This is a genomic window from Bradyrhizobium sp. SZCCHNRI2009 (assembly GCF_032485115.1).
In the GTDB taxonomy this organism is placed as follows: Bacteria; Pseudomonadota; Alphaproteobacteria; order Rhizobiales; family Xanthobacteraceae; genus Bradyrhizobium.
In genome coordinates this window covers 1-17,452 of sequence record NZ_JAUEUH010000009.1, presented here as the reverse complement: position 1 = coordinate 17,452, position 17,452 = coordinate 1, and the positions used below count along the sequence as shown (strand labels likewise).

Annotated in this window: 15 protein-coding genes and 1 pseudogene; 7 read left to right on the top strand and 9 right to left on the bottom strand. The window is 61.0% G+C overall.

The features are described 5' to 3' along the window. The first annotated feature begins 81 nt into the window (after positions 1-81). Positions 82-885 carry an intradiol ring-cleavage dioxygenase gene (locus QX041_RS27665; RefSeq protein ID WP_316167391.1) on the top strand — a complete coding sequence of 268 codons (804 nt, stop codon included), beginning with the start codon at positions 82-84 and terminating at the stop codon, positions 883-885. On the opposite strand, the gene QX041_RS27660 is transcribed toward QX041_RS27665, so the two are convergent. Beyond that, entirely contained in the window at positions 886-2,076 is a 1,191-nt protein-coding gene (locus QX041_RS27660) for an MFS transporter (RefSeq protein WP_315825845.1), read from the bottom strand. A 209-nt stretch (positions 2,077-2,285) separates the two neighbouring features. Next, positions 2,286-3,071, bottom strand: a complete 786-nt coding sequence (mddA, locus tag QX041_RS27655; RefSeq protein WP_315825844.1) for a methanethiol S-methyltransferase — start codon at positions 3,069-3,071, stop codon at positions 2,286-2,288. A 148-nt stretch (positions 3,072-3,219) separates the two neighbouring features. Between mddA and QX041_RS27650 the strand changes: the two genes are divergently transcribed. The 4 genes from QX041_RS27650 to QX041_RS27635 all read left to right on the top strand — a co-directional run bounded on the left by QX041_RS27650 (position 3,220) and on the right by QX041_RS27635 (position 7,008). Next, complete coding sequence (locus QX041_RS27650) at positions 3,220-4,770, top strand: alpha/beta fold hydrolase (protein ID WP_315825843.1); 1,551 nt, start codon at positions 3,220-3,222, stop codon at positions 4,768-4,770. Positions 4,771-4,806: 36 nt separating this feature from the next. Further along, on the top strand, positions 4,807-4,974 hold the full coding sequence (locus QX041_RS27645; RefSeq protein WP_315715306.1) for a hypothetical protein: 168 nt from the start codon (positions 4,807-4,809) through the stop codon (positions 4,972-4,974). Positions 4,975-5,044: 70 nt separating this feature from the next. Further along, positions 5,045-5,647, top strand: a complete 603-nt coding sequence (locus tag QX041_RS27640) for a RadC family protein (RefSeq protein WP_316167390.1) — start codon at positions 5,045-5,047, stop codon at positions 5,645-5,647. Between the two features lie 119 nt (positions 5,648-5,766). Further along, positions 5,767-7,008, top strand: a complete 1,242-nt coding sequence (locus tag QX041_RS27635; protein ID WP_315825842.1) for a site-specific integrase — start codon at positions 5,767-5,769, stop codon at positions 7,006-7,008. A 158-nt stretch (positions 7,009-7,166) separates the two neighbouring features. On the opposite strand, the gene QX041_RS27630 is transcribed toward QX041_RS27635, so the two are convergent. Next, entirely contained in the window at positions 7,167-7,397 is a 231-nt protein-coding gene (locus QX041_RS27630) for a helix-turn-helix transcriptional regulator (protein ID WP_315825841.1), read from the bottom strand. 142 nt (positions 7,398-7,539) lie between these two features. Here QX041_RS27630 and QX041_RS27625 point away from each other — a divergent pair, with 142 nt between their 5' ends. Then, positions 7,540-8,061: a hypothetical protein gene (locus QX041_RS27625; RefSeq protein ID WP_315825840.1), complete on the top strand. Its 522-nt coding sequence runs from the start codon at positions 7,540-7,542 to the stop codon at positions 8,059-8,061. Positions 8,062-8,651: 590 nt separating this feature from the next. Here QX041_RS27625 and QX041_RS27620 read toward each other — a convergent pair. The 3 genes and pseudogenes from QX041_RS27620 to QX041_RS27610 form a co-directional block, all read right to left on the bottom strand. Further along, a complete protein-coding gene (locus tag QX041_RS27620; protein ID WP_315825839.1) occupies positions 8,652-10,646 on the bottom strand; it encodes an ATP-binding protein in 1,995 nt (664 codons plus the stop codon). A 1-nt stretch (position 10,647) separates the two neighbouring features. Further along, positions 10,648-12,036, bottom strand: a complete 1,389-nt coding sequence (locus tag QX041_RS27615) for an SIR2 family protein (protein WP_315825838.1) — start codon at positions 12,034-12,036, stop codon at positions 10,648-10,650. A gap of 40 nt (positions 12,037-12,076) precedes the next feature. Continuing rightward, positions 12,077-12,318 (bottom strand): annotated as a pseudogene (locus tag QX041_RS27610) (VapC toxin family PIN domain ribonuclease); the annotation flags it as partial. A gap of 303 nt (positions 12,319-12,621) precedes the next feature. Between QX041_RS27610 and QX041_RS27605 the strand changes: the two are divergent. After that, positions 12,622-13,719 (top strand): hypothetical protein, encoded by a 1,098-nt coding sequence (locus tag QX041_RS27605; protein WP_315825837.1) that lies wholly within the window; start codon positions 12,622-12,624, stop codon positions 13,717-13,719. A gap of 195 nt (positions 13,720-13,914) precedes the next feature. Here QX041_RS27605 and QX041_RS27600 read toward each other — a convergent pair whose 3' ends face one another. From QX041_RS27600 to QX041_RS27590, 3 genes are all read right to left on the bottom strand, one after another. Beyond that, positions 13,915-14,250, bottom strand: a complete 336-nt coding sequence (locus QX041_RS27600) for a hypothetical protein (RefSeq protein ID WP_315825836.1) — start codon at positions 14,248-14,250, stop codon at positions 13,915-13,917. A 7-nt stretch (positions 14,251-14,257) separates the two neighbouring features. Next, the gene (locus QX041_RS27595; protein ID WP_315825835.1) at positions 14,258-14,680 is read right to left on the bottom strand and encodes a hypothetical protein; all 423 of its coding nucleotides are present in this window, start codon (positions 14,678-14,680) and stop codon (positions 14,258-14,260) included. A gap of 482 nt (positions 14,681-15,162) precedes the next feature. Beyond that, positions 15,163-16,209 carry a hypothetical protein gene (locus QX041_RS27590; protein WP_315825834.1) on the bottom strand — a complete coding sequence of 349 codons (1,047 nt, stop codon included), beginning with the start codon at positions 16,207-16,209 and terminating at the stop codon, positions 15,163-15,165. Positions 16,210-17,452: the final 1,243 nt, after the last annotated feature.

Sequence of the window (17,452 nt, the reverse complement as noted above, 5' to 3'; positions counted from 1 at the left end):
AATGGCCGCCGGGCGTCCGATTGTTGCCATGCCCGGCTGATCGACTGCCGCTTCCGTCGCATTCGACTGCGGGAGGCTGCTCTGACCAACGCAACACGCCGTGGCGTTCTCGGCCTGCTCTCGGCGGGCGCAGCGCTGCTGACGCCGCCGGCGCGCGCCGCGTCGGAGACAGCTCCCGCATCGGCGAATGCCGACGACGCCTGCATCCTGACGCCGCAGTCGGAATCCGGTCCCTATTATCTCGATCCCAAGCTGGTGCGCGCCGAGATCGCCGAGGACCGGCCGGGCGTGCCGCTCAGGCTGCGCCTTCGCGTCATCGAGGCCGGCTCCTGCGCGCCACTCCCCGGCGCGCGCGTCGACATCTGGCACTGCGATGCCCGCGGCATCTATTCGGGCTATCCCGGCCAGAGCGACACTCACAAGCTCGACCAGAGCGGAAAGACGTTCCTGCGCGGCACGCAGATGGCCGACGCCGCCGGCTGGGCCGGCTTCAGGACCATCTATCCCGGCTGGTATGCCGGCCGCGCCACCCACATCCACTTCAGGGTGTTTGTCGACGAGGCCACGGTGCTGACCGGACAAACCTTCTTTCCCGAGGCGCTGAACGAGTTCATCTACACCAACGTGCCCGACTACACGGGACGGCCGAAGCAACGGCTCGTCATCAATGCCAACGACCGCGTCGCGACCGAGGCCGATCCCGAACACCGCGCGCATTGCGCGGTGAAGGAGGAGCGCGATCACTATCTGGCGACCCTCAGGTTGGCCGTAAGCCGCAACCCGGCCGCCGCGGTCGAGATGCCCACTGGCAAGTTGCCGCCCGCACCCTGGATCAAGGACCGGCTGGCGGCGCTGGTGCCCGGGCTCAAGCGCAGCCCGTTCTGATCATTTCGGCTCGGTGAACTGATAGGCCAGCGCCGCGAGCGGCAGCGCCGTGCCGAGCGCGGCGGCGGCCGTCCAGCCGCCATGCGCATATGCCCAGGCACCGATCCCGGAGCCCGCCGCCCCGGCGACGAAGAAGGTGGTCATATAGAGCCCGTTCAGCCGGCTGCGCTGGCCGGCGCCGAGCACGAACAGCACGCGATAGCCGAGGATGAGACTGAGCTGCGCGCCGCAATCGATGGCGATGGCGGCGATCACCAGCGTGGCCAGCGACCCGTTCGTTCCGAGTGGAACCGAAAGCGTCAACGCGAAGCCGATCGCGCACATCAGCATCGATGCGACGGTCGCCGGTCGCGTCCAGCCGCGATCGGCGATGCGGCCGGCGACCGGCGCCATGATCGCGCCGGCGACGCCGGCCAGCGCGAACAGGGCGATGCCGGTCTGCGACATCCGGAAATCGGACCCGGCCAGCAGCAGCGGGGACGTGGTCCAGAACACGCTGAAGCCGCCGAACAGCGCGGCCTGGTAGAGCGCGCGGCGGCGCAGCGCCGGCGTGTCGCGATAGAGCTCGACCATCGAGCCGAGCAGCTGGCCGTAGCTCAGCCGCGCCTGCGGCTCACGCGGCGGCAGGGCGAGGCGCAACACCCCGGCCAGGATCACCATGGCAAGCGCCGAGGCCGCATAGATCACGTGCCAGGAGGCATGCGCCGCGACGAAACTCGCAAGCGGCCGTGCCAGCATGATGCCGAGCATCAGGCCGGTGGTGACGTTGCCGACGGTGCGGCCGCGGATCGCCTCCGGCGCCATATGCCCGGCATAGGGGATCAGGATCTGCACCGCGACCGAGCCGAAGCCGATCAGCAGCGCCGAGAGCAGGAATGTCGACGGGCTCGTCGCCAGGGCCGCACAACCGAGCGCGGCCGCGCCGACGATGATGGTCATGATGACGAGCTTGCGGTTCTCGATGAGATCGCCGAGCGGCACCACGAACAAGAGACCTGCGCCGTATCCGATCTGGCTCATCGTCACCAGCAGTCCCGCGAGCGCCGGCCGCAGCCCGAGGTCGGCGCTGATCGGCCCGATCAGCGGCTGCGCGTAATAGATGTTGGCGACGATCAGCCCGCAGGAAAAGGCCAATAACAGCGTGATCCAGGCCGACAGCGAGTCGCCGGAATCGGACGTGATGGTGGTCAACGCGGATCTCTCTCGGACTGAACAGGCAGGCCATAGGGCCTTATGAGAACGGAGGCTGTCGAGCTGTGATTTTGCATCGCAGCATTCAAGCCCGACATAGGTGCTGAGGTCCCCGCACCAATTCACGTCTGCGTGGGCGCGGCACCGGGCAAGCCGTGATCAAAAGCGAGCGTGCCCGACGAGCCCTGCGGACGTCGAGCCGGCGCCGGCTACTGCGCGCCGCGCGCCTCCGCCTCCGTCTCCGTCTCGGCGGTCCGCCGGCCGCCGATCAGTCGCGGCAGCAGCATCGGCACCCGCCGGCGGTAGCGCTGGTAGGTGTCGCCGAACTGGGCGATCAGATCGCGCTCCTCGAGCTGCAGCCCGACCAGGATGTAGGCTGTGCTGAGGGCGGCGAACAGCAGGTGGCCGACCGACATCTCCGGCGTGGCCCAGAAGGCGAGCAGGAAGCCCAGCATCAGCGGGTGGCGCACCAGCCGATACAGCAGCGGCGTTCTGAAAGGCTGCGCCGTCCCGGCGCTGCCGCGGAGGGCGAGCACGGCCTGGCGGAGGCCGAACAGATCGAAATGATCGATCATGTAGGTCGAGGAGAGCGCGATCAGCCAGCCGAGCCAATGCACGCCGGTCAGCACGCCCGCTGCGACACCCTCGACGTGCCAGACCGGACTCGGGATCGGACGCCATTGCCAGAACAGCAGCAGCAGGATCAGGCTGGACAGCAGCACATAGGTGCTGCGCTCGGCCGCCGCCGGAATGATGCGCGTCAACGCGCGCTTGAACGCCGGCCGCGCCATCACGCTGTGCTGGATCGCGAACAGCGCCAGCAGCAGCGCGTCGACGACGACGGCCTCGGTCACGGCGCTGGACACGCCCACGTCGATCGACTTGGCCGTGAGATAGTTGTAATTGCCGACGAAACCGACCGCCCACACGAACGACCCAAGAAAGACGGCATAGCTCGCGACGGCGTAGAGCATGATGAGGAGACGCCCGGACATGAAGGTTTCCTTGTTGCTGCGAGGACGGCGTGGCCGTGATCGAGACGCCAGATCCTGGGATCGGTCGCGTCTCGCGCGAGCCTGAGCCCTTACCAATCGACCGTCCCCCGAGCGTCCCCCGGACGCAGCCACCCAGGTCGCACCCCCGATGGTTCAGTTCCGCGTCCGGACATTAGGCTTTCCCGAGCTGCATCGCGACGGCCAGCCGTGCCCGCTGGCGCTGCGCAAGGGCCTCGCTCTGCTGGTCTATCTGGCGGAGGCCAAAGGCCCTGTCGCGCGGGACGTCCTGGCGACGATGCTCTGGCCGGAGTGTTCCGAGGAGGTCGCGCGGGCGCGGCTGCGCCGCCTGCTGCACCGGCTCCAGCTCACACTCGGCGACGGCTGCCTCACCATCGATCGCGCGACGATTCGGTGGGCGGAAGCGGTCGAGCTGGAGGTCCAATCGGCGCTGTTCGAAACGGCGTGCGACCACGGCGAATTCGAGCTGGCCTGCCGCCTCTATTCCAGTGACTTCCTGGACGGCTTCGCGCCCGGCGACTGTCCGCAGTTCGAGGAATGGGCGTTCTTCCGGCGTGAAGCCTTGCGCGGCCGGGCGGTCCAGGCGCTGGAGCGCGTGGTGCGGGATCGCAGCGCGGCCGGCGACCATGCCGCGGCTGCGGTCCACGCCGGACGCCTCGTCGCGTTCGACCCGCTCAGCGAGGTCTATGGCCGCGCCCTGATCCGCAGCCTGATGCTGGCCGGCGACCGCGCCGCCGCCCAGCGCCATCTCGACGCCCTGACGCAGCGCCTGCGCGACGAGCTCGGTGTCGCTCCCGAAGCGGAGACGCTGGCGCTGCTGGCGCAGGGCGTTGCGGCGCAAGGCGACAGCGCACCGCCGACGCGCTATGTCCTGGGCGGCGGCGTTCATCTCGCCTATCAGACCTACGGCACAGGTTCGCAGGACATTCTGCTGCTGCCCGGCTTCGTCTCGCATGTCGAGCGGATCTGGGAGGAGCCGCACTGCCGGGCCTTGCTGTCCGCGCTCGCCAGAATCGGCCGCCTGATCCTGTTCGATCGCCGCGGCATCGGGCTCTCCGACCGGGTCGGTTTCAGCCCCAGCGTGGAGGCGACGGCGCGCGACATCGCGACCGTGCTCGACGCCGCCGGCAGCCGGCGCACGGTGCTGCTCGGCGCCTCCGAGGGCGGACCGGCCTGCATCACCTTCGCGGCCGACCATCCCGAACGTGTCGCCGGGCTGATCCTGTTCGCCTCGCTCGCCAAGGGCAGCGCCGCGCCCGGCTATCCGCATGCGCTGCAGGCCAGCCAGTACGGCATCTGGCTGCGGCAGCTGGTGGCCGAATGGGGCGGCCCCGCCGGCATCGAAACATTCGCACCGAGTCTGGCTGGCGATCCCCAGGCGCGCGCCTGGTGGGCCGGACTGCTTCGCGCGGCATCCAGCCCCGGCGCCATCAAGGGCCTGCTCGAAGCCTTCAGGGATACGGACGTCCGCCACCTGCTCGCCCGGGTCGCTGCACCAACCCTGGTGCTGCACCGTCGCCACGATCGCGCCGTGCTCGTCGGGGCCGGGCGGCATCTCGCCAGCCATATCCGTCACGCGCGCTTCGTCGAGCTCGACGGCGCCGACCATTGGATGTTCGCCGGCGACCAGAGGCCGGCCCTCGCCAGCATCGACGCCTTCATCGGCAGTCTGCAGCCATAAGCAGGATCGCCCGACGGACGAGAAGGACGTCGTCCGGTGCTGCTCACGCTCGTGATCCTGTTCGGCCTCGGGCGGGTGCTGTTCTGGCTCGGCTATGCCAGCGGCGGCGCGGGCCGCGCCTTCGGCTTTGCGCTCACCTTCTACCCCACCGCGTTTTCTCTCATCGTCGGCCTCGCCATCGTGCTGACCGGACGCGCGGCCTAGCAAGGCGCGCCCTGCGGGGCGCGAGCACTTCGAGGTTGCAAAAATGCGGCGTCACGGCATGCTGACGCCGATGCCCGAGAAAGCCCCTCCTCCCAACGATACGCCGCCGGACACGCCGCACTATCACGGCCACCGTCAGCGGCTGCGCGAGCGCTTTCACAGCGCCGGTCCCGACGCGCTCAACGACTACGAGCTGCTGGAGATGGTGCTGTTCGCCGCGCTGCCGCGGCGCGACGTCAAGCCGCTGGCGAAGGCGCTGCTCAAGACGTTCGGATCGTTCGCCGAGGTGATCCACGCGCCGGAGCCGCGGCTGCGCGAGATCGACGGCGTCGGCGACGCCTCGATCACCCAGCTCAAGCTGATCGCCGCCGCCGCGCACCGCATCGCCAAGGGCGAGGTGCGGCAGAAGCACGCGCTGGCGTCATGGCAGGACGTCATCACCTATTGCCGCACCAGCATGGCGTTCGCCGACAAGGAGCAGTTCAGGCTGTTATTTCTCGACAAGCGCAACCAGCTGATCGCCGACGAGGTGCAGCAGACCGGCACCGTCGATCACACGCCGGTCTATCCGCGCGAGGTGATCAAGCGCGCGCTCGAATTGTCGGCCACTGCGATCATCCTGGTGCACAACCACCCCACTCACGTTTCCACGTGCATGTTCGGTCACGCTTAATCACCTAAAATCATTGTGTATTTCTTGATTGCGGGGTCTGGGCCGAAGTACCTTCGGAGAAAGGAACGGGAACGTAACCGTCCCCACTTACCGTCCCCAGTCGGAGCGTGCGGCGCGAGATGGCGAACATCACCGAGAGCATCATTCGGCGTGCGCTGAAGGAAGTACGGAGCGCGGGCAAGCAGCGGCTGCTAGTCGATGGCGAGGGCCACGGCACTGGCCGCCTGGCTCTCATCCTCAAGCCAATGCCTACCCGCGTCACAGCAACCTGGATGGCACAACAGTGGCGCAATGGCCGCAGGATCAAAACGACGCTTGGACGGTACCCGGCAATGTCTCTCGCCGATGCAAGAGCAATCTTCGATCGTGACTATGCTCAACTCATCCTTGACGGGCGTAGCGTCAAGGTCGCGAGAGATAAACGCCCCGGTACCGTTGCCGATCTTTTCGCTGGCTACGTTTCGTATCTGAAGAGCGAGAACAAACCATCGTGGTCCGACGTGGAGCAGCAGCTCAATAAGGCGGCCGATGTTATTGGGCGCCATGTGCCGGCCCGCGAGGTGACGCCCGACGACGTGCTCACCGTACTCCGCCCGATTTACGCGCGCGGCAAGCGATCGATGGCTGATCACGTCCGCTGCTATATTCGGGCCTCGTTCTCCTGGGCGCTCAAGTCGGAGCACGACTATCGGAGTTCGTCTCCGCGCCGGTTCAATCTCGTGTCAAATCCTGCCGTCGCCATACCGACTGAGCGAAAGGTCGCCGGAACGCGCTGGCTCGACGAAGATGAATTTTTGCGGCTCTACCGCTGGCTCGAATGTCCTGACGCGCCAGTACACCCGCCGTACACGCAGGCAGTCCGCATCATAATGCTTACCGGACAGCGCGTCGAGGAGATAGCGCGCTTGCATGTCCATCAGTGGGACGCACAGGAACACATCATCGATTGGTCCAGAACGAAAAACGGAAAGTCACACGCTATCCCCGTTCCTTCGGTGGCTGCTGATCTTATCGAGAGCATTGAACCGAATGAACACGGTTGGTTTTTCCCGTCCGCGACGGATCCAACAAGACCCGTGAGTGCGGGTACACTGTACTCGTTCATGTGGAGGCAGCGGGAGCGGGAGGTAATCCCGATCGTCACCAATCGCGACTTGAGGCGCACCTGGAAGACGCTAGCCGGCAAGGCCGGAGTGTCCAAAGAGATCCGCGATCGCATTCAGAATCATGCGCTTCACGATGTTAGCTCAAAGAGCTATGACCGCTGGAACTATATGCGCGAGAAGCGTGCCGGTATGGCCACATGGGACCGCTTCATCCGCTCGCTGCTCGCGAGAAAAGCGCACCGCCCGGCAGCCTAGAGGTTGAGAGACATGGGCCTGCCGCGACCGCTCGAGGCAGCCTACGCCATCAGCCCCACGTAGGCTTCCGCGGGCTAGGCAAGAACTCCTGTTGATTGTTGCCGGACTTCTAGACTCGCGACGTCAATCGGATGCAGCGGTTTTCTTGGTCGGCCGGATTAGCCCCTGCGCGGTCTCCGCGAAGGAACTCGTAGGAAGTCTGCAGGCTCGACTTCAAGCACTTTGGCGAGCTTCACCATAAGTTCGAGACCCACGAAACTACCGCCCGTTTCCAACTTGCTCATATAGGTCCGGTTTACGCCCGCCTCATGTGCCAACGCTTCCTGAGAGTATCCTTTCTCAGTCCTGAATCGACGGAGATTCGTGGCGAAGACATGGCGGTAATCCATGTCTAAGAAGACATTGATGTCTGTTATTGACCCACCGCTTTAAACAGACAAAAATGGCCGGCAGAATGGTCCGAAACGTGAACGGACTTAACCACGATGCCGGTACGCCAGCCTTCGCGGCGTTATCGAACCAGGGGGCAAGATGCAGGACAAGCAGTTCTCTCAAGATGGCATTATCTTCAGTTCGCCGCATTCCGAACGTTCGCTCCACCCGCCGACGGACAGCGACGCAGTTCTCCTCGCCCTTGAGGCTCAATTCGACAGCCTTGTCGCAGAATTGCTCGCTGCACAGAACGCAAGCGACACAACAGCAATTGATCCCGACGGCCGGTCGCGCGGTGGATCCGATGCTCAAGTGGGAATCGTGTCTTACACGAATGACGAAGACCGAACGGAAAAGACGGAGGCCGTCTTAGCTCGTCTTTACCCGATTGAGAGAGCAATCATGACTACCCCAGCGGGCACAATCAAGGGACTGGGCGTCAAGGCCCGTCATGCGGCCTATGTGATGTCCCACTACTGGGAGGCACCTATCGAGCAGATCGAATGGGACGCGCGAGCTATGCGTTCGCTAATTGAAGCAGTCTGCGGGCTTGCTGAGGTACTTGTGCCGGGCTGCGAGGCTAAGGGTGACGCCTCGCCTGATGCTGTGAGCATCCCGTAATGCAGGAGTAGCTTGTCGAACCGCCCACTTCCAATGGCACGCCGGACTCCGATCGAAACGGGTCGACCAACCGCGAGGCGCTCCTGCGGAAGCCGGAGGAGCTTGAAATCAGCAAGGGCGCCAGAGGCTAATGGCCCGCGCGGAGGGCAACGAGACACACCCAAAGCGTTGGTCTGCGCCGCCGAAGCGCTGGACCAGTTCCCTGCGGACCATTTTCGCAGCGAATTCTTGGAACTGTGCGGTACGACATTTGGACCGCCGTCGACGACGCTCACGCCACCGAGGATCTGGTCGAGGCTCGTGTTAGCGGGTCAAAAGGACGTCGAAATGACCGCGCTAGATTTGCAGCTCAAGGACGCGAGACTTCGACAGCAAGTGAGATCAGTCGACCTACTTGACCCACGCGCTCCAATCTGGGCCGCCCGCTTGTTGACCCAATAGAACACTTTCGCCACTGATTGACAGGTGTTGCTTTTAAGATCCAACGGAAAGCGCGTCGAACACGTTACTTCAACTATCACTGCTACGGAGAACAGATCTGCATAGTCGATATGTGACAAGCTCCGTAAACGGGATCCAGAAACGTTGATCTAGGCTCCCCAAGCATCGATAACTTGTGCGAGCGGAAACGGGGCTTTCTCCTTCGACCACTCATGGAAAGGCGCCGCGGTCTGGCTGTAAGGGCTAGGATCGGGCCTATCGAATTGCACTCGCGTCGGGATGTGGAACGCGCTGCCGAAGACTATCGCTTCGCCTGACGACAATATCGTTACCTGATCAAGCAAGCGCCTGGCCTGCATCGGGATGATGCGACGGAAGTGATCGATGTCGTCCGGATTTTGCAGACGATGGCTGATGAAATTGGCACACTGACTGATAATGGTCTGGCTAATCTCGCTCGGACGTTGGCTGGCGACGATGAGCGACAGGCCGAATTTGCGCCCTTCCTTTGCGATACGCTCAAAGGTCAGTCGCGCCAGCCGATGACCTCGATCCTCGTCCGCACGAGCCGGTCGAGCATAGTTATGCGCTTCTTCGAGGACGAGAACCCACGGATGTTTGTAGCGTGACCCAGCGGGCAAGCGTTCCCGCGCCTCCAGCAACACACGCCCGATTACGGCACACGCATAGGGCAACACTTCGTTGCTCAGCATCGAAAGATCAAGAACCGACACCTTTGGACCCGTCGCGCCCCCCAATCCGAAACGAGCGAACCAGGCGAACAAACTATCAATAGCAGTGTCAGCGTCTTCATAGTTGAGAAACGCACGCCACCTTTGGTCATCAAGGCGCGTCTTCAAACGCAGCTTAAGCGTGGTGAGATGGGCCTCCACACGGAAGGTGTCCTCCTTCGATACGGCGCGGTTAATTAGTGATGGATCAGTTAATGTCGAGCGCGCAATCGGAAGTGGAGAGTCCGCAGTGCGAGCGCCAGCCTCCGCTGTATCGCGCCCGCCAACAATCTTGGATCGGATGGCGTCCTTTAGCCTCTCTGCTTCGGCCGCGATCGCAGCCTGATTGTTCATGACCTCGGTGTTATAGTCGTTGGCGGACCGGTGTGAGGTAAACAGCCTGTCGAACGCCGTGACATCGATATCGGTGTTCGCGAGATGGCCAGAAATGGCGTCGCAATAAGAGCCGGCCGCCTTCTTCTTGATCTTTGTAAGTTCGCTGAGAAGTTGATCGAGCGCACTCATTGCATTCTGCAATGAACCGAGACTGGCCGCAGCTGTGGCATTGCCGCCCTTCGCAATCGCCCACCAGTCCTTCAACACGGGTTCCTGTGTCTGTTCCGCCGCGCTTAGCCAAGCACAAATCTCCTCCGCGTTCAGGAACCAGAGCGGGAGACCGAACTCTGTGCCATTGAGATAGATGCGATCCGGCATGCGAACCGCCGCTTTTCCGGCAGGAAAGGCTTTGGCATATTCGCCATTGATGTCGAGAATGAAGACATGCGGCTCTTCTGAGGTGCCGTCGAGCACCTTCATGGCCTTCTGAATAAGGCTAGACACCGAGAATGACTTGCCTGACCCGGTGTTGCCTACAATTGCCAAGGGCCTTGAGAACAGGTCATTGTAGGACGCTCGGACGACGTTACGCGCTTGGCCGGTCGGAAATCCTATCTTCAAGTCGCAGTCAAAGTCCCTCGAATCATAGCCCTCCGGCCTATTGCGACGGGGCGGGATTTCGAACACGGCGCGCAAGATGGCAGGCGAGCCAATTTCTGCCGGTGTATCGAGTGTTGGCAGGATGGATATACCCGGACTGAAAGACGGGTCATCGTCGGCATGCTCAATGGTGCCCAGCAACTGCACGCTGGCGGTCCGGCGCGGCTTCATGAGCTCCAGGTTGAGTTCATCGCCACTGGTGGGGTCGAAGCTCTCACGTGCCTCAAGATCGGTAATGATGCCGATGACGGTTTGGCCCGCCCCCAATGAAAAGGTCAGATACGCGTTGATCGCAATCGCAGCCTGAACCCCGTCAAGAGTCGCGCGCAGAGCCGATCTGGTTTCAGGCAGCAATTCCACCTTCACCCGGAAGCCTTGAACCGAAACAATATGGCCGATGAGACGTGGATTATCCATCTTACGCCCCCGAAGCTGGCTCAGCGGGCGATGCGGACGAAGCTATTTGCTTTTCGAATCGCCGCAGGCGCAGGAAGTCGTCCAGCCATTGCACGTCGGGCATTATCGAGCGGGCGAAATCGTCAAACGTCGCGTGTTTGAACTTGCTAGCAGCAAAAGCGGCATCCGTCGGGCACAACACGAAGGCGCGCTTGCCGAGGTCCTTATAGCGGCGCACCCGCTCGATGACCGGGCTGGCAGGATTGGGTTCGACCACGAGCATCACAAGCGACGGATTCATGAGTGCATTCTCAATAATACGGCTAACGTGATCATCGCCAAAACCGTACCCGAGAACGAGCAGGAACGTCTGGGGCACACTGAGGCGCACCTGAAAAGACCGGAAGAGATGAGCATAGGGCATCGTCAGAGTCTGCGCGAACTTGTTGGCAGTCGGCAGGATTCCAACCGATGGCGTTCCGTCGGTCAATTTGACCAGCACAGCTGCCTTCTCGTCCGGCTTCAAACCTGCATAGGTTCGGAACGGGACAAGGTTTGGGTGCCGCGCGCGCATCTCACCATCCTGTTCAAACCAATGAATTGATCCATGTAGTTTGTAAAAGTGCAGAAACTTGTCGAATCGCCGCACCCGTCCTTCGGCAACTTCACCTGGATAATAGACATCGAGCCCATAAACCGATGGATCGAAGCGAGCGTTTGCTCGGCCGGTGAAGCCGTCGAAATATTGGATGCCTAGCAACTCCAACGCCTGCTCGAACAGAGTGTCATAATTCAGCGTGAAGAGATGGGTTCGGCCAAGATTGCTGTCACGCGCGACGAGCTTGGACAAAAAAGCTAGTTGCGGCGCGATCTCGCTTGCCGACTTCGCTTTGGCGGTGTCAGGCAAGGACAGGGCGCACTCCGAGAAGATGGACATGCGCAATCGATCAACAAACCATTGGAGGTCATCAAGACTTGGAGCTGGCGTGCCCGGCCAGGTGACGCCAGAAAAAGGTGCGTCTTTTGAGTTACCAATAACAAGGGAATTGGCAACAAATGATAGCCACTGCTCGAACCCCATACTGGGCTCATCGAGCAAGTCGGCCAATGATATGGCATCCCGACGCGCCTTGATGATAGGCTCGATAGAAGCCGGCGCGTCGAAGAGAGCCTCAATCGTCTCGAAAACAGCGGTTTCAAGGTTCACCATGGTCTTCCCGCCAGCCGAAACCGACGTGCCGGATCCCGTCAGAACGATTAGGTTCTCCATACGCAACCACTCGGAGATCAGGGCCTGGAGGCGAATGCGCCCTTGCTTCTGATCAAGCCCAAGCAGCAGGTCGCCTGCATTGCCGTCCTCAGTCAGACCGATGAGCTGATACTCGATGGGTTCAGGCGCCCCTCCAGTCATGCATTTTCCCCTAAAAGCCTGCTCGCAATGGATTGATGATCTAAAGCCCAGCAAAGACTGTTTCGTTGTTCGTCACCACCACGCAGCCATTGGCACCGACGGCGGCGATGACCTTATCGAGACCGCTACAAGAGCGTCCGATAGCCTTCCTTTCCGCCATCGGCCGCACCCAGACCAAGCCGGCTTTTTCGTCGAAGGACAAAATGCGCCCGAAAACAGCGCCTACGGTCCTTCTTGACCCGCAAATCGGGCATCGAGAGGATCGAGCTTCTTACCGCGTGGCTAGACGGTCGCGTCGCCGGCTGCACGGCAAGTCCGACGCGGCTGAGTGTGGGCATGATGTCTCTCCCAGCAGGCTAAGAGGGCTTCGAGACTTGTTCGAGGACGTCCACATTGTACTGCTCTTCCATCCAGACCCACTTGAGGTTCTCACCTCGTCACGGATTCATGGAATGTCGGGGACAACCTGCAATATATTACCGCATTCAGATCAGCTTCCCGCTCCCCGACCTTGAAATACATACCAGCTATACCGATACAGGAACTACTGGGAACTGATTCGGGCAGCTTACCGACGGGACTCCGATGAACCTGCACGTTGCAGACGCGCCAGAGAGCGCGCCGATCAATGAAAAGGACCAAACTAGGCTTTGGGCATCGTTTAGCGTCGCCGTAGGCACGGAATTGCGGCCGGCAAAATCGATTCGCGGCATCTCGGGCCTCGAACATCCTGTTCAAGCCATTGCGGTGGATGACAAACGCAAGCGTGTCCTCATCGTCTCTGCCGAACAGAACGCTAGAGTCGCAGCTCTTATGCAGGTCGACGTCCAAAGTACCATGCCTGATGTGCGGGTACTGGTCGCACGCCCTGTGGTCTTAGACCTTGGTGTGATCGCGAGAAACGTCTTCAGAAACGTTGAAGACGCCCGGATCAACATCAATGAGTTCAAATCGCGGATGGAACGCTTCCAAAAGCTCGAGCCGGCCCGCAGTCAGCGCTACGTTAACCGTCAACTCAACAGAGTTGTGCAGCCCGCCGTCCTGGCATTCAAGCATGTAACATTGCCGACGCTCAACCAGATCATGGATGTTATTCAGCAAGCCGCCAACCTCGATTGGTCAGGCATCTTTGAAAATTTGACGAACGGTAACGACGATCCAACGATCTCCTTCGAACGACTACTACAAATCGACAATACGGCGATCGACCGCGAATACGGGGTCTGCCCCGTCCCTCTTTATGAGTTCAGCCCTGTGGATTGGGAGCTGTTTTTGCGGGGCGACCGACCAGACGAGATACGGCGGCGCTTGCGCGAATTGGATATTTACCAGTATTTCTTCCCTGCCCCTGACCAAGTCGCCCTAGGTGTCACGGATAAAGGGCTGACTGTCCGCGAAGACATCATTCGTGCCGTCACCGAGTGCCAGAGAATGGGACATCCTCTAGGCGACTCCGAAATAGTGCCAGCTATCACCTCGATTCCCGACTTGCTGGGTGCCTTAGGCGAAATGGGATACCTCGCCGAGGGAGAACACGGCGTCGAGATTTCTCCCATCGGCCATACCACTCGCATGGTCCTGAAGTATAGGCCCCGCGAGAGCCTGATCTCTAAGCTCATAAATCGCTTCACCGTGAATGCAAACTTAAGCGCCAGTATAAAAGACCTCTTGCCTCCGACCTGAGGGACGACCATCGTCTTGGGAAATCAACTCTCCCAGATGATTAAACACCGACGTTGGGAAATGGTAAAACATCGTCTCGTTCAAAGGCCAAGACACTCAGATAGATAGGCCGAGACGCTTGCGCTGAGAGCGCTATGGAGCCCCCGAGTGCAGCGCTGTGTCGAGCCGCGAGCGCGACAACGTTTATTTGCCTGTCTAGTTGCACTTCGCAATAAGACCCGGCCAGCTTCCGATCACCTGCCCGACGATGCCCAGAGTGAAGCAAGTGGCGCCGATAACGAACATCTTTCGGCGCCACGCCCACTCTTTTAAAAACAGTGGCTGGTAAATACGCCAGTTCTCTTTATCCGAATCAGGGTCAAAATATTCTCTACCATCCAATTCTGCAATCTGCTGTTCGTAAGCTTTTTGCAGATCGCCTATGCGCCGGTCATGTTCGCGCCTGAGTTGGTGATACCACTCCCAGGCAATGATATAGAAACCGATCAAATCGAGGATCTGCCCGACGACAGAGAACCAATCCTGGCACATGTGGAGCCTATCTCTTGAAAAATGCTAGAACGCCGAAGATGCTTCCGATAAGCGCCAGACCCAGAGTTACCCGAGATGCCCAATAATCCCAATCAGCCTTCTGCTCGGCCCGAATGTCGGCGCGCAGCTTCTGTGCGGCAGCCGCAGTCAAAACGGTCTCATCCGTTCGAGCGCCCTGCTCCCAGCTATCCTCGTCCTTCGGGACCGGCACGTGATATCTATGCGCCTGTTCGATTAGCCATTTGGATCTAAACCGGGCGATCGCAAACTCCTGCCATTGAAGCTCGCGGCCCGTCGCCCACTTGTATCGAGGCTCCTCACCGAGCTTTGCAGGGTCGTCCTCAGGCATTTCTTCGAACGCTCTGCTCGTTGCTTTATACTGCTGAAGATACTTCTTCAGTTCCCAGCGATAGCGCAGTTCCTCGATCATCCCTACCCCTGTGGAAAATGTCCTCGTCACAATCCAAGCTGGGCGACGGAGCAACTTAGCATAAATATCCTGGTCTACTGACCGATTTCTGCCTGATGCCTGCATCACCGTTCGTGTGCGGACGTCTTCCGTTACTCGAGAAGCCCCACCGAGACCATGAACAGAACGCTATAGCAGCGGGCCTTGCTCGGACCCCTCGGGCGCATTGGCTAATCCCCATGCTTACTTCAGGTATTGGCGAATTGAGATGGCGTCTTCTAGCCAGCTGGAGCGTGGCCGAGCGTTGTTATAACCGGCTTGGCTACCATCGGACGCGATGGCGGGGCTGGGCGGCGATAGCGCCTCTTTCAGCATTGCATCCGTCACCCGGCCGTTGAAGCTCGATGAAGTGATTATGCATGGGCTCGCCCGGCGCGATGCGTTATGGGGCGGCCGGATTATATTGACCTGCCGAGCTTGCTCCAACACGGCCCGGGATTTGGTCAAGATGACCCCACACGCCTAGCGTGAACGCCGGCAGCGAGAAGGAGCGCCACGGCCATCGGATCGAGCACAGCGACGAGCGCCAGCGTGAGCAGCCGGACCGCTCGCTCAAAGTCCGTTGCAGGTATACCGAGCAGCTCGGCGAGATACCGTATCGGTCCGACTTCAGCCTCGGCACGCCTGCGCTGCGCGTCAATTTTGGCCTTTTCGATCTGTAGACTAGCGAGTGCTTGGGACTCGCGCTGGCGTTCAGCCACGATATCCGCACGTTCACGGCGTTTCTGGTCGGCAAGCGTCATCGCTCCGACTGGCCGACCACTGCGCGTTGCCTCGTCGACGGCCGCGTCAATCTGGGCAATGCGTCGGTCAATGTCGGCAACCATTCGGCTCTGCATCCCGAAGCGGGCCTCGACATCTGCGGTTCTGTCGGCGAGGGCAAGATCTACTGATGCCATATGATCGAGGTGGGCACGGGTGAGAAAGCCGAACACACCGATGGCGTTCAGACCCATTAGCAGGCCAATCATCGAAACGAGAACGAACCTAAGGAGGGGCGGCGCGGAGCTCCAGTGTTCGGTGAGCCAGGCCGCAGCTACCAGCTTTCCTGCCTCCAGTACGGCACCCATAATGATGACGGGCCAGAAGGCGCCGGCAAAAATCGCCGTCAGCCCGTCAATGGAAAAGGCAGCCGAGACACACGCCAGGGCGAGAGCCACAACGAATGCAGCGAGCTTGACCCGTGTCGTGGGATGATGAGCTCCCTGCGCTTCGGACCTCTCCGTGAAGCCGGCCAACTCCGTAACGGCGCCCGGACCTGTAACGGTCTGTGTTACTGCCCCCGTTACGATGATCGCTTCAGCGTTACGGCGAATAAGGCCGGCGCGCTCCCAGGCTTTTAGGCGACGACTGGTCCGCATCCTATTCCAGCCCCATTGGCGTCCAAGCTCAGCGGCGCTTACCGTCACGTGTCCGTCGGGCTGCGAGCGTAGCCAGGCGAGTGCCTCCATATCATCGAAGGGATGAGGCGGAATGGACCCGGTCATCATAGGCATTGCTCCATGCGTTCCCGCCGCTCAAGCACGGGCGACCGAAAGGCCGGTCATTCTTCCTAAGTGGCCGGAAGGAGGAGTTTTCTACCCGGACTGGAATCGCGCATCCTGCCTACTCCTACCTGGAGAGAAACAGCGAGATGCCCGGAGGCGGTGGTGCCGACAGGAGGGCATTCTGCCGTTGCCCCGCGAAAACGGATTAAGCCCCGCGGCCACGGACTGCGCACTGTGCCGCGAAGGTGGCATGCCCGAGACCAAAGTGGAACGGCCGAATAGTGCGATGTTGCACGCGGCAGCCCGCCCTGTCACAGCCGCAATGCGCACAGTTGCAGAGCACCTGGCGCCGACCGCCACTTGGCTCAGCCTTTCGTATTGCAAACTTGCATTAACCTGAGCATTGGCTCTGCTCAATTTTCGCTTGATCCATGTTGAACTGATGCTGGCCGGCCGTCCGACCTTCTGCATCGAATTTGCGGACGAATGAGCATCGCCGATGCTGTTCGACTGTTCCGATGTATGCAGATTGATCGCCAGGAGGCCGCGCGCGAATGCCGACGGCTCCATCTAAAATCTCGCAACGATGCTGCCTGACAAGCGCTGCTCGCGTTGCTATCGGGCGTTGTGTAAGCGCGGTTCAGGATGGGATTGCAGATGGCCGAGCAGAGGCGGGTTGGATGGCAAGATAAAAGCGCCTCTCCGCGGCGTAGACTCGGCGGTCGTAAGTTTTTGAGGTTACTTATCGCAGCACGGCACTGCTCCAACACTCATAGTGTTGCTAGAGGAAGAAAGACCTGAGAGATCAATGTCCCGAATGGCACTAATCGCAGCTTAGCGAACTAGGTCGCAGAATTGGGACATACCTAGCCATGCGCGCATGGAAGGCTGCTACAGGGCTAACGGAGCCCGTCAAGGCTCGCCCTAAGCGCGCGGCGAAGCCGCTGACGGGCATTGACCGGATTGCGGCTGGCCCGGACCTTTTCCTTCGAGGCGCCAATGGCTTCTTGTGAGCGGGGCTGCACTGATCACAACGCGAAGCAGTCCCGCGGGTCAGCTTTCCCATGAAGAACAGAAACGATCCAGGTCGATCCGAGGCGACACGATTAACCCAAAGCCGACGTTTGCGGCCGCATCAGCGGATTATCCGCTTTTGACCGATTCTGTTGAAAAGTCAGCAGTTGCGACGCAGAGATATCGGTGATTCAGTCTGTCTAGTGGGCAGGACTGAAGGTCATGATGGGGC